10 protein-coding genes and 1 tRNA gene are annotated in these 13,537 nt (G+C 40.8%); 3 read left to right on the top strand and 8 right to left on the bottom strand.

What is annotated here, in order from left to right; translation table 11 throughout:
* Positions 1-173: 173 nt before the first annotated feature.
* From M0Q51_09545 to M0Q51_09535, 3 genes are all read right to left on the bottom strand, one after another.
* Positions 174-3,212: an N-6 DNA methylase gene (locus M0Q51_09545; protein MCK9400216.1), complete on the bottom strand. Its 3,039-nt coding sequence runs from the start codon at positions 3,210-3,212 to the stop codon at positions 174-176.
* Between the two features lie 347 nt (positions 3,213-3,559).
* Positions 3,560-5,296, bottom strand: a complete 1,737-nt coding sequence (locus tag M0Q51_09540; GenBank protein MCK9400215.1) for an aromatic amino acid hydroxylase — start codon at positions 5,294-5,296, stop codon at positions 3,560-3,562.
* Between the two features lie 117 nt (positions 5,297-5,413).
* On the bottom strand, positions 5,414-6,064 hold the full coding sequence (locus M0Q51_09535) for a protein-L-isoaspartate(D-aspartate) O-methyltransferase (GenBank protein MCK9400214.1): 651 nt from the start codon (positions 6,062-6,064) through the stop codon (positions 5,414-5,416).
* Positions 6,065-6,196: 132 nt separating this feature from the next.
* Between M0Q51_09535 and M0Q51_09530 the strand changes: the two genes are divergently transcribed.
* The 3 genes from M0Q51_09530 to M0Q51_09520 all read left to right on the top strand — a co-directional run bounded on the left by M0Q51_09530 (position 6,197) and on the right by M0Q51_09520 (position 9,614).
* Positions 6,197-7,189 carry a Gfo/Idh/MocA family oxidoreductase gene (locus M0Q51_09530; GenBank protein MCK9400213.1) on the top strand — a complete coding sequence of 331 codons (993 nt, stop codon included), beginning with the start codon at positions 6,197-6,199 and terminating at the stop codon, positions 7,187-7,189.
* 134 nt (positions 7,190-7,323) lie between these two features.
* Positions 7,324-8,193 (top strand): hypothetical protein, encoded by an 870-nt coding sequence (locus M0Q51_09525; GenBank protein ID MCK9400212.1) that lies wholly within the window; start codon positions 7,324-7,326, stop codon positions 8,191-8,193.
* Positions 8,193-9,614 (top strand): sugar transferase, encoded by a 1,422-nt coding sequence (locus M0Q51_09520; GenBank protein ID MCK9400211.1) that lies wholly within the window; start codon positions 8,193-8,195, stop codon positions 9,612-9,614. Before M0Q51_09525 ends, M0Q51_09520 begins: the two co-directional genes overlap by 1 nt.
* A gap of 15 nt (positions 9,615-9,629) precedes the next feature.
* Here the strand turns inward: M0Q51_09520 and M0Q51_09515 are convergent, their stop codons facing one another.
* From M0Q51_09515 to M0Q51_09495, 5 genes are all read right to left on the bottom strand, one after another.
* Positions 9,630-10,208, bottom strand: a complete 579-nt coding sequence (locus M0Q51_09515; GenBank protein MCK9400210.1) for a DUF4294 domain-containing protein — start codon at positions 10,206-10,208, stop codon at positions 9,630-9,632.
* 41 nt (positions 10,209-10,249) lie between these two features.
* Positions 10,250-11,476 carry an ATP-dependent Clp protease ATP-binding subunit ClpX gene (gene clpX / locus M0Q51_09510; protein MCK9400209.1) on the bottom strand — a complete coding sequence of 409 codons (1,227 nt, stop codon included), beginning with the start codon at positions 11,474-11,476 and terminating at the stop codon, positions 10,250-10,252.
* Between the two features lies 1 nt (position 11,477).
* A complete protein-coding gene (gene clpP, locus M0Q51_09505) occupies positions 11,478-12,161 on the bottom strand; it encodes an ATP-dependent Clp endopeptidase proteolytic subunit ClpP (protein ID MCK9400208.1) in 684 nt (227 codons plus the stop codon).
* Between the two features lies 1 nt (position 12,162).
* Positions 12,163-13,263 (bottom strand): hypothetical protein, encoded by a 1,101-nt coding sequence (locus M0Q51_09500; GenBank protein ID MCK9400207.1) that lies wholly within the window; start codon positions 13,261-13,263, stop codon positions 12,163-12,165.
* A gap of 43 nt (positions 13,264-13,306) precedes the next feature.
* Positions 13,307-13,388: transfer RNA gene (locus tag M0Q51_09495), tRNA-Leu, on the bottom strand.
* Between the last annotated feature and the right edge of the window lie 149 nt (positions 13,389-13,537).

The following is a 13,537-nucleotide window of genomic DNA, read 5'->3' as shown; positions in this document are numbered from 1 at the left end:
TTTGTTGATAAAGTGTCCACTACATTTTTTGAAAATAAAAGAATTCCATTTTTGTGTACACTGAATATCAATTAGTTGTGAAATTCAAATAGTTAAAAAAGGCAAACAAGTGTCAAAGTCGGGAGAAATTTCCTATGATGATCCCCCTTCAATTCAAAAAATATTTTGATTTTTTAAACATTACCTTCAACAATCTTGATTTCTTCCTCTGTAAGCCCATATAATTGATAAACAATCTCATTGATGCGGTTTTCGCAATAGTCGATCTTGGATTTTATCTGGTCGATTTGGGTTTGAAGTTTGGTTTCCTTTGCCTCTTCATTCAGTTTTAACAATTGGTCAACCAGTTTTATAATTTCATTTTTCAAGGAAACCTGGCCATTATCATTCGCATCAATAGTCTTGATCGGTAAATGTTTGATGTATTTAGATTCAAAACTATACCAACCGCCTCTCATTTGGGTTGAGATTTTTTTAAGAAACCAATCAAGAAGGCTACTATTGAGCAATCCAAGTAAATATTTCTCAGAAATATCTTCCTTAACTTTAATTCCATAACCTCCAGCAACACCACCAGTAAAATATACTTCTCCTGAAAAATCTATTGAGAAAGAAGCGTTGGGTGAAAGATCCGGAGTAAATATTTTTGGAGTTGAGATAACATCAAGGGCTTGATTCCTGCTGTATCCATACCATGTTGGGGAATCCATTTTGCCATTATCTCTAGATTTCAATAATGCCTTATTCTCTTTTAAGTAAGAATATGTCAAAGGATATTGTTCTTTCAAATCGGTTTCTTGAATTAAAATAACCTTTCCGGTAGGGGACTTTATGTAAGGAAACAAAACCAAAAGTTCGGAATCGGTGATAAGAAATCTTTTACTGTTTCCGCCTTTTATTAATTTGTGAAGAAGATCACCTTCAAGATGTATTTCTTTGTTCAACTGTGGGGAAAAAACTGTATTATGATTTATACTTTCATGCTTTTTAACTAAAATGAAGACCTTGTCCGCCCCAGTTTTTAATCCTTGAAAGATTCTATTTGTTACATTTTCAAGCTTTGTTTCTATTGAAGAAAGCTTATTGAACAATTCTTGATAATTCCCTTCAATAAAGCTCCATGAATCATTCGATAAATTGCTAAATGATATTTTTGAACCAGTTTTCGTTTCTGAATTTCTCCAGCGATTTAAATCATCAACACTTAAAAAATCAAAATCGTTACTATTATTCTGATTTGCAAGGGTTAGAATACAAGTATAAGTTGTAGCATTACTAAAGACCTGTTGATGTCCAAAATGAATGATCTCTACAATGGCATTTTTTAACAATAGAACTTGTCGGATTCCCTCACCATATTGGGCTGTGAAAAATTTATGTGGTAAAATATATCCAATTCGACCTGTAGGATTAGCAATATTCAAAGCCTGTTCAATGAAAATAACATATATGTCATAATTCCCTTTTGAAGCAGATTTGAATTTTCTACTGAAATAATCGATTTGACCAGGTGAATTCTCAGCTAAACTTTGAATTCTTATATAGGGCGGATTCCCAATAACCGCATCAAACCCTCCTTGTTTAAAAACTTCTGGAAAGGCATTATTCCAATTAAACGGTTTAACCTTCTTTTCTATGCCGAAATCCAGTTCTGCACTGTAAAAATCAGTGTCAATCAAACTGTTCCCGCTCTTTATATTATTATCAAGGGTGGGCAGCACCCGCTCATTCCATAAACTGAATTGCTGCCGGATGGAAGCCTCTGTTTCGCCTTCCAGGCACTTCAGGAGAAGGCTCAGTTTGGTGACTTCAACCGCGTTAACGTCAATATCTACCCCATAAATGTTGTTCAGTAGGATTCTTTTCTTTTCAGCAGTGGTGAGGTTTCCGTCAGGTCTAATCTCCTTGTCTCCTTGTCTCCTCTTCTCTGTGCGGGCAGTGTGTTCGGTATAATACTTCAAGTGCCAATCTAACAGATACTGATACGCGCCAATTAGGAAACTGCCGCTTCCGCAAGCAGGATCGACTATTTTTATATTATCTACTTCTGCTGGTGTCTTCCCTTCAATGAGTTTCCCGACCGTATTCTTTACAATGTATTCCACGATGTACTGAGGCGTGTAATATACTCCTCCGGCCTTTCGGACTTCAGGCTTTTCCTCGATTTTGGCATGATGGGCCGGGGTAATCCGTATGACTTTTCCCAGGAACTGCTCGTAAGCACTTCCCAGGATTTCAACTGATAGTACAGAGAACTCATACGGACATTCCGGGTAGTACAATTCATTTACAAGCGTCTTAAAGATTTTATTATCAATTTTCAGGTGTTCACAAATTCGGTCTTTATTAAAATCAAACAGCCCAGAATTGTACTTTTCGTCTGCTTTGCGGAATTGCTCAAATAAATTCTGGTAATAATCCCCATGTCCGAGGGCGTGTTTCAGGTTTCCATAAGGCTCAACGCTTCTGTCTTCTGCTATACGGAGAAAAATGATACGGTCAATGGTCTGCTGAACGGCGAAATTAATTTCGTCCTCGTCAAGTCCCTTGTTATTCCAGCTGATGGAAGTCGCCAGGTAAGTGCGCCAACGATCAAGCGATTGCAGGAACTCTTTATCAACGGTTGCCGTTCCTTTTTTTGGGGTATCACTTTGAACGAACTTATCAAAACTTCCCTTTAACACGCGTTCTTTTGAGAACGTGTCCCAGATAAAATCAAATTTAGCAGCGTAATCGCGAAATGTCAGATAGCCTATCCGGGCCACAGAGGCTTTATCTGCCGGATTTGGTTTCACTGTGCAGTCGTAAATGGAAAATTCCTCAAAGTCTGTTATAATGCTGATAGGAAGTTTTGCACTCCAACCATAACGCCTTACCTGGTATGCAGGTTGTATTTCGTCTTTAACAGATACACCAGGCTTTTTTGCTTCCACAAAGAAAAGCCGCTTTCCACCTGACAGCCGGAAAGAATAATCCGGCGCTTTTGTGGCAATTCCGATTTTCAACCTATCCTCGTGGATTACTTCCCTGTATGCTTCAGCATAACCTTGTTCGTTGTCCATATCCCAGCCTAATGCCTTGAAGAAAGGATCAATGAAGTCACGTCGGGTCAACGTTTCATTGTATTCTGACTTCATATAAGAAGAGTATTGGTCTTCAAAGCGTTCAACGAGTTCTGAAATTTTTTGAAATGCTGATTCTTTGGTAATCATTGGTAGAAGGATCAATGGTTAATTTTATCTGCCATAAAATTAGTTATTTATTGGTTATCGGCCGCCCTCGCCGAAATCATATCTGACGCTGTCAGGTTCTCCTGCGTCGAACGCTGACAGGTCAGCTGCCAATCAAACCTGGCAGCGTCGAAGACCTGTCAGCGTTTGAAAACACTTTAACAAAATGACCGGAACCCTTTCAGCAGAATTTCCGATCCGGTACTGGTTGCGCAAAAATTTCATTTTAACCCGGCGCGCCAGATGCCAAAGTTCTGGATCACCTGATAACGTCAATCCAGACGCCATTCGTCAACTAAACTTAGAACTCAGAACTCAGAACTTAGAACTCAGAACTCAGAACTATTACTAACCAGCATTCCGTTCTCGATTAACCGTTTAAGCTCAGGGTCAGCACCTTTTACATTTATCAGGTAATCCCTGATCTCAGTTTCCAGAGAATGATATTCTTTTTTTCTCATTGCCAACTCGAGAATTTCCAGCGGAAGCAGCCATTCTTCGGGATAATCCTGCTTTATCTCGCTCCATATCCCTGAAAGGGAATCAGGAATCACATCTTTCTCCCGTATGTCTCTTATTAACTGGTATAGAAAATGAAGCCTTTGGGCCTTCTGTGAATGAACGATCTTATGCGTCTTTTCTTTCGGTACCGGATATTCCAACTCATAAGCGAACGGGTCGGCTGGGCCGGAAAACGCTGAAACGATCTTTTCTCCCACGGCCATATCATAAGTGCCCCATGAAGGCTTGAACAATTCACGCTCCCTGAAAGTTACCCGGCATTGTGAGAAAACCATGATCAGAATTTTCCCTTCCTTCCTGAGAACATGGTCTAACCGGCCTTCAACCTTAACACCTGATTCAAATTCAAGTAAAACTTTCTCTCCATTCGCTATGCCAAGCGCTTGCAGATCACCGTCTGTAAGGGATTCAAGTGGAGATGAAGAATTTTTAAGCTTTCCGACCGGTGAGCTGAAGCCGTGGCTGTGGTAATCCTTTCCCTGCCCGGGCAATTGTATGTCACTGTAGCAAAGTTGGGTGGGCCCTTCAGTCCGGATATATACGGGCAAATTTCTGTGAATGATTAACTCCTGGAAAATGCCTGAAACCTGCAACCCGGAACTATAAACGCAGGTGCCTGTGTAACCCGATTCTATGGCTTTCATGACGCCATCCACTCCTCCGGTATTCAAGGCCATAGTTTCAGCGTATTCATTAAGGACATTTGTGAGATGTTGAAAATCAGGTGTGACAAAAAGCTGCGGCTGGCGTGTCGTGATGTCAAAATTATAATTAACGGCCTCAATAGTATAGGGGAGCTTTTTAACTTCCGGTTGCAATGATGAATAGCTTTCACCTATGGAGGAAAGCAGGCCGGCGCCATAAATTTTTGGATTTTTCAGGTCTCCTATCAAGCCATATTCAACGGTCCACCAATGCAGGTTCCTGATCTGGGCCATTTCAGATGGCGCTTCCTGTATGGCTTCTGCTTCGGCGAGCTCTTTTTCAGCCTGAAGTATAGCTTCAAGAGACGTATAAGGATCAGCTTTCAGAATGGACAGATGGCGTACAGCTTCATAGATTTCGTAATCCCTTCCGGATGAAAATGCGCGAGAGCCAATCCAACCAAACAATCTGAGATATTCGGCATACACAGGATCGGCAATAATAGGCGCATGGCCGGCAGCCTCATGAATGATGTCCGGCGCCGGAGTGTATTCAATCTGGTCAATCGGACGAATATCGGCTGCTATAACCAATACATTGTAAGCCTGAAATTCCATGAAAGCTGCAGGGGGAATGAATCCATCCACAGCCACTGCAGCCCAGCCTATCTCCTTCAAAATCCGGTTCATCCCATACATGTGAGGGATTTGGTCGATAGAGATACCGGTTTGTTTCAATCCGTCGAGATACGAGCCATGCGCAACCCTGCCCAGGTAACGCACATTCTGACGCATGACATAACGCCAGGCTGCATGATCCTGTGAAGTATACCCATTGTAAGGCTGGTCGATCACAAGTTGCATCAGGTGATGCGGCAGTTTATCCAATATTTCGTTCATCTCCATGATGGTTCAAAGTTATCAATTTCAAACCAGATGGAAACACCAGCCAATCCAATTAACAAAAAATTAACGAAATTTAAATTCAACTATCCTCAATCAGAAAAAAAAAGCAGGTCAGTCTTTCGCTTTATTCCCCAGCATGGGCACAAACCGGAACTTGTCATGCTCCAGCCGGATTATTTCATTTGAGCTGATTTTTTGAATGGTCACCATAGTTTGCACATCCATGGGACCAACAGGAATAACAAGGATGCCGCCGACTTTCAGTTGGGTAATCAGTTCCTGTGGAATTTCGGGAGCGGCCGCTGTGATAATGATCTTGTCGAAAGGTGCGTAAGGGGGCAATCCTTTATAGCCATCTCCGTAAAACATTTTAGGATTATATCCTATGGTGGGAAGAAAGGATTTAGTTTTTTCAAACAGCTTTTTCTGCCGTTCGATGGTGAATACTTTTGCTCCCATTTCAAGCAGGACACAGGATTGATACCCGGACCCGGTACCTATTTCGAGGACTTTATCATCCTGCAGGACATGGAGTAATTGCGTCTGATAAGCAACCGTGAATGGTTGTGATATGGTCTGGCCGGATCCGATAGGAAAAGCTTTATCCTGATAAGCATATTCAAGAAAGGAGGAATCAAGGAAGAGGTGCCTGGGAACGCGATTGATAGCCTGCAAAACATTTGCATCGGTAATTCCCTTTTGACGGAGCGTTTCGACCAGTTTTTTCCTTAATCCTTTATGCCGGAATGAATCCTGAACCATACCCTGCAGTTAACAACTCGTTAGTGATGATTGGTAACGGCAGCGAAAATAATAAATACTGCATTAAGATGACACGCGAATGGTGTGATGTTTTAAGCCAAAAAAATTACTTTTGCACAAAATATATTATTTATGCTGAAAATAGGAGTGCTTGGGGCCGGTCATTTAGGAAAGATCCATATTAAATGTATCCTTGAAATAAAAGAATACGAATTGATGGGATTTTATGATGCTGATGAGAAAACGGCCTCCCAGGTCGGAAAGGAATTCGGTGTTAAGCATTATCCAAGTATTGATGAACTGATAGACGCAGTGGATTTAGTAGACATAGTGACCCCGACGATTTCCCATTTCGACTGTGCATCAAGGGCTTTAAAAAAAGCCCGTCATGTTTTTATCGAGAAACCAGTGGTTACCACGCCGGAAAAGGCGAGGCAGCTCATGGTATTTGCTGATGAGGCAAACGTTAAAGTCCAGGTAGGTCATGTTGAGCGTTTTAACCCTGCTTTTCTTGCCGCGCAGCCCTATATCAACAAGCCGATGTTTATTGAAGCTCACAGACTGGCGCAATTCAACCCGAGAGGGACTGACGTACCGGTTATTCTCGACCTGATGATTCATGACATCGATATTGTCCTGAGCGTGGTTAAGTCGGGTATTAAGAGAATTTTCGCCAGTGGGGTGGCTGTTGTCAGTGATACACCGGATATAGCAAATGCCAGGATCGAATTTGACAATGGTTGTGTGGCAAATCTGACTGCAAGCCGGATTTCCATGAAAAACATGAGAAAAGCCCGTTTCTTTCAACGTGATGCATATGTGGCAGTTGATTTTCTGAAAAAAGATGTAGAAATTATCCGTATTTCCGATCCACCGGAAATAAATGCCGATCCGTTAGCAATGATCATAGACCTTGGAGAAAAAAGAGGAAAGAAACAGATATCCGTTGAGAAACCGGAAATTATTAATCTGAATGCTATAAAAAAAGAACTGGAAAGTTTCTATCATGCTATTGTTAATAATACTACACCGCCTGTTACCATCAATGATGGTTACGATGCCCTGAATGTAGCTTATCAGATCCTGGGGAAAATGCAGGAATTACCAACCGGAATGGCACTTTAATTCTACACCATCTCTTTATTTTATAGCAATAAATAGAAATCCCGGTCGTTTTTAAAGCCTGACTATAATCAATGAAATCTCCCTGCCTGAAGATAGCCGTAAATTTGCCTTCTTACTGTTGGTTCCCGTTAATAATGGCAGCACTTTTTCTGATGGGATGTGATAAATTTGAAGGTGATCAGACTATTCCTTCCTACTTAAGAATTGATTCATTAGAATTTTCTACTGATAATGCCGTGCAAGGCACAAATAATCAAAAATTTGTCGATGCATGGATTTATGTTGATGATGATTTAGTCGGTGGATTTGAAATGCCATTTACAATCCCGGTGCTTGTTGAAGGGAAGCATAAACTCGAGATAAGGCCCGGGATCCAGCTTAATGGGATTTCCGAAACCCGTGCACCTTATCCTTGTATAGAACCTGTCATTATCAGCGATTTTAATTTTATTATTGATAGTATCGTTACCGCTTCCGGCACGGCTTCATACTTTAGCAATGCAGAGTTTGTCTGGATGGAGGATTTTGAGGATGCAAGCCTCGCTATAGTGAAATCAAAAGACAGCGATACCGGGATCATTCGTACCGAGCCGGCAGGTGGGCAAGGAGCATTTATCGATGAATTTTCTCAATATTCCGGGATCAGCTACCTGGATGACAACAGAAAATACCTGCAATTGGTTTCTGACGACGGGAATGGCGAAGGGTTTGTGATTGACAGGGGTGACTTTATTTTTCTTGAACTAAACTACCGGAACAATATTCCATTTGTTGTCGGAGTTTATATTGAGTTAATGGATAATACTATCGAGGAAAGGCCTTTCCTTATTATTAATCCATCTGATGACTGGAATAAAATTTATGTTAATTTCACACCGATTGTTAATGAAACTATTGATGCTGTGAATTATAAAATATACATGGAGGCACAAATGGTTGACTTGACCGGCAATGGGTTTATCATGCTCGATAACATTAAACTGGTAACCAGACCAAATCTTTAATGAACAAAAAGTTACAGGTTTTTAAGTATTTGGTTGCTGATGTGCTGGCTGCTATGTTAGCATGGTCATTGTTCTTCATTTACAGGAAATTCTCTATTGAACCTACCGTCCTGGATCACTTGTCGGATATTTTTAAAGACAGGAATTTCTATCTTGGCAGCCTTATCGTTCCTTTTTTCTGGATCATCTTGTATATTATACTTGGAACATACAATGTCAATAAGATTTTCCGGAAATCAAGGCTGAAGGAACTTAGCCAGACATCCTTCATTTCATTGGTCGGGGTAATAATCATTTTCTTCGCTTTGATCCTTGATGACGTTATAATTACGTATAAATCTTACTATCAATTATTTGTTTTCTTGTACCTGTTTCATTTTGGCCTGACTTACACATTCAGGCTGATCATTACCACCGGAACCGTCAGAAAAATTCACCGGAGGGAACTGGGCTTTAATACTATCATCGTTGGAAGCAATGGCAATGCGATCAAGATTTATGAAGAGATAGAAAGACAGGTCATGCCATCAGGCAATAAGTTTACTGGTTTTGTCAATGTTGTTGGATATGAGAAATACAAGATTGGTAAATACCTGCCTCACCTGGGAAAACTCCAGGACCTGAAACAGATCATTCAGGATTATAATGTAGAAGAAGTAATTCTTGCCATTGAAAGATCGGAAAGGGAGACTATTAAAAATATCCTGACTATTCTTGAGGAAGCTGAAGTAGTTATCAAAATTATCCCGGATATGCAGGATTACCTGATGGGGATGGTAAAGATGTCTTCAATCTGGCAGTATCCGCTAATCCAGATTTCCCAGGATCTCATGCCACCGTGGCAGCAATCAATGAAGCGGTTGATCGACATAGTGGCAGCTTTAATTGCTCTCACACTACTTTTTCCTGTTTTCGTCTTTGTTGCTGTCGGCGTCAAATTCAGTTCAAGAGGACCAGTTATTTACTCTCAGAAAAGAGTTGGCATTCATGACCATACTTTTAAGATGCACAAATTCAGGTCAATGTTTTCTGATGCTGAAAAAGACGGACCGCAATTAGCTACAAAGAATGATGACCGCATCACTCGGTTTGGCAGGTATCTCAGAAAAGTCAGGCTCGATGAAATCCCACAGTTTTTTTCTGTTTTGAAGGGAGATATGTCTCTTGTCGGATACCGTCCTGAACGCCAGTTTTATATAGACCAGATTGTTGAAATAGCGCCGGAATACAGGCTGCTTTTTAAAATAAAACCGGGAATAACTTCCTGGGGACAGGTGAAATACGGGTACGCTGAAAATATCGAACAGATGGTTGAACGGTTAAAATACGACCTGCTATATATTGAGAACATGTCACTGGCCATGGATTTTAAAATCCTGATCTATACAGTATTGATTGTGTTACAGGGAAGGGGAAAGTGAAAAAATACCCCGGCATTACAATTGACCGCTCTCAATCATCTTTACGATATATTCAATATCACGGTCTTCACCTTCCGGATCATATTTAAGCTTCATATTCAAGCCAAAAAGCCGGGCAAATGCCTGGTAAAAAACAGCCCTGAATTCTCCCCTGAACTCAGTAACCAGGTTATAAGAGGATTCACCGGTCTCCCGATCAATCAATTTCAACAAAATTTTGCCCTGTGTGACCGTCAAATCTCTCAATTCCTGACCATATTCAGCCTTAAGCTCTTCTTCAAGCTTTTTCATAATCTTTCTTCTTGCCTGATCGTCTGGCGCTTGTGAAAGAACTTCCTCGTACTCTACCAGTTTAATCCCTGCCAGCCGTGCATAGGGGTAAACGATCTTGACGTTTTTCATCAACCTGGTTAGCTTTCTTTCTTCTTTATTATCAAGCATTTTCCATGAAAAAATATTCACTTCCCTGAGAGGTATGACGGCAATAGTATCACCATCTACTATTTTTCCATAAACAATAATACCATCTTGTTCCTGGGATAAGGCAAGAATTGAAATAAATAGGGAAACAGCTATTAAAAAAAATCTCAGCATATATTTGCTGCCGGAGTCCAATAATTATGCCAGCCCATGAATCAGGCCACTTTAAGCCGGGATAAACCAGATTTGCCGAATTTCTGTTCAGCGTATTTACAGGTTATTTTCAAGGATTTGGTCTTTCCCTTTGATGGAAGCTCGAACATAGCGTCAGTGAGGATTGCTTCGATAATGGATCGCAGGCCCCTGGCGCCTAATTTATGTTCTGTGGCTTTTTCAACAATAAATTCAAGAGCATCATCTTCAAATACCAAATCGATGTTATCCATCCTGAATAACTTTGTGAATTGTTTAATGAGGGCATTTTTAGGTTCAGTCAATATCCGCTTGAGGGTATTATGGTCAAGTGGTATGAGGTATGTCAAAACCGGGAAACGGCCTACAATCTCAGGTATCATCCCAAATTTTTTGATATCAGAAGGGGAGATGTACTGCAACATGTTCTCCCGGTCAAATGCCTCCTGATCCTTTGATTGATATCCAATAATGTTAGTCCTGAGCCTGGAAGCAATGATCCGGTCGATCGAATTAAAAGCGCCGCCTGATATAAATAGTATATTTTGCGTATTTACCTGGATGAATTTTTGCTCAGGATGTTTTCTTCCTCCCTGGGGAGGGACATTAATAATAGCTCCTTCAAGCAACTTGAGCAGTGCTTGCTGAACACCTTCGCCTGATACATCACGGGTTATCGAGGGATTATCACCCTTTCGGGCAATTTTATCAATCTCATCAATGAATACAATACCGCGCTCTGCAGCAGCCACATCATAATCGGCAGTCTGCAGCAAACGGGTAAGAATGCTTTCCACATCTTCGCCGACATAACCAGCTTCTGTCAAAACAGTTGCATCGGCAATGGCAAAAGGTACTTTCAGCATCCTGGAGATGGTTCTTGCCAGTAAGGTCTTACCCGTACCTGTTTCCCCTGCGATCATGATATTCGACTTTTCAATCTCTACCTCATCATCGTCTTTGGATTGCATGATCCGTTTATAATGGTTGTAAACAGCGACAGAAAGGACGCGCTTTGCATCTTCCTGACCGATCACGTACTGGTCGAGGTATTTTTTAATTTCGGCAGGGGTTTTAAGCTCAATTTCAGGGACTTTGCCATTTTTAAGATGGACAAATTCCTCACTGAGGATAGTCTGGGCCTGTGTAATGCAGGCATCGCAAATATGGGCGTCAATGCCTGCAATAAGCATATTCACTTCGGATCTGTCGCGTCCGCAGAAAGAACATTTTTGTGAAACCCTTGGCATTTTATTTTGATTTTTGCTTTGTTTTCTCCAGAACTTCATCAATCATACCATATTCACGTGCCTCTTCTGCATTCATCCAGTAATCACGGTCAGCATCTTTCCAGATTTTTTTATACTCCTTGCCGGTGTGAATGGATATGATCTCATATAATTCTTTTTTGATCTTCTGCATTTCCTTGGCTGTGATCTCAATATCTGAAGCTTGCCCTGATGCTCCGCCCATGGGCTGGTGGATCAGGATACGGGAATGTTTAAGTGCGGTCCTTTTTCCTTTTGCACCGGAACAAAGGATTACAGCACCCATGGAAGCGGCCATCCCTGTGCAGATGGTTGCAATGTCAGGTGCGATATACTGCATGGTGTCATAGATGCCTAAACCGGCATAAACCATGCCTCCCGGGGTGTTCAGATAAATCTGAATATCCTTTGATGAATCAACAGACTCGAGGAATAAGAGCTGAGCCTGTATGATGTTTGCAACATAATCATCGATATGAACGCCAAGGAAAATTATCCGGTCCATCATCAGTCTGGAAAAAACATCCATGGTAACAATGTTTAGCTGCCTTTCCTCAATGATGGTAGGGGAAATATAGTTTCCAACCATTGAACTGTACTGGTCGACGGTAAGCCCATTTAATCCGCGGTGCTTGACCGCATATTTGCGAAATTCGTTTTCTTTCATATTAAACTTTCTTTTGGGTAACCATTTTTACAAATTCGTCATAATCCACTTCTTTATTTTTCAACTTTAGCCTGCTTTTAAAAAAGTCGAGCAACTTCTGATCGAATAGCTGGTCATGCAGACGGTTAGATTCTTCTTTATTGCTTAACACGGAATCGACAATCTTGTTCAATCTCTCGTCTTGTTCAGGATTTTCTTTTGCAGTTGCTAAATGGCCGGTGAAGTAACTTTTCACCACGTTTCTCATTTCATGTTCTTCAACCCTGAGGTTGTAATCCTGGATGATTCGCGATTCGATAAGTTGCCACCTGATCGATCTGGCAAAATTATCATATTGATTTTTAATTTCTTCATCGCTGAGCTTTTGCTCTTCATTTTCCCTGATCATTTTCATGATAAAATCATCAGGTAACTCAATCCCGGTTTCTTTCACCAGTTTTTCTATAACCGTATTGAGGAAGTATCGCTCACTTTCTTTTATTAAGGAACGTTCGATTGCTTCCCTGATCTTTGCCCTGAAAGCACTTTCGTCTTTTATTTCTTCTCCGGGAAAAACGTGTTTGAAAAAAGATTCATCCAGTTCAGGAAGTTCTTCGTGTTGATGTTCTTCAGCTGGCTGTTCTTCAGTATGTACATGGTTTTTAGAGCGATGCCGCAAATCATTTACATGCTCATCGATCATTTGTTCAGTGGCAGTAATCTTTAAATAGTCAACTGAAATGTCTTCAGACAGATACAGGTTAAATTCCGGGGCCAGGCCAATATCAAAATAAAATTCGAATTCAGATTGGTTATCCAGGTCAAGTGAGGCTGCTTTTTCCTTATTTGGTAATGGATTCCCGATGAGTTTCAGTTTATTTTTCTCAACATAATTCTGTAAGTTCTCTGCCAACAGATGGTTTATTTCATCCAGCAAAACGCCTTTCCGGTACATTTTAGAAACTAAGCCAAATGGCACTTTTCCGGGTCGGAAGCCAGGCATATTGGTTTTACGCTGATAATCCTTCAACGTCTTAATGACTTTATCCTCATAATCCTCTTTCCTGATCAGCAACTTGACTGAAGCAGTCAACGATCCGGTTTCTTCCTTTGTAATTTGCATGCTTGGTTTTGATAAATGGGTTATGTTTCAGTATACAAAGCTGTGCGGATGAAGGGACTCGAACCCCCACGCCTTTCGGCACCAGATCCTAAGTCTGGCGCGGCTACCAATTACGCCACATCCGCGTGTTAACAATTACTGCCGGGGTGCAAATATACGAAGTTCTGAGTTCTGAGTTCTGAGTTTCAAATCATTCAAATTATTTATAATACATTTAAATTAAATTTATGCTGCTTTGTAAATTATTGGTATTCCATACTATAGAATATATATT

This window comes from Bacteroidales bacterium (genome assembly GCA_023229505.1).
Taxonomy (GTDB): domain Bacteria; phylum Bacteroidota; class Bacteroidia; order Bacteroidales; family JAGOPY01; genus JAGOPY01.
This window is presented reverse-complemented; position numbering and strand designations above follow the sequence as displayed.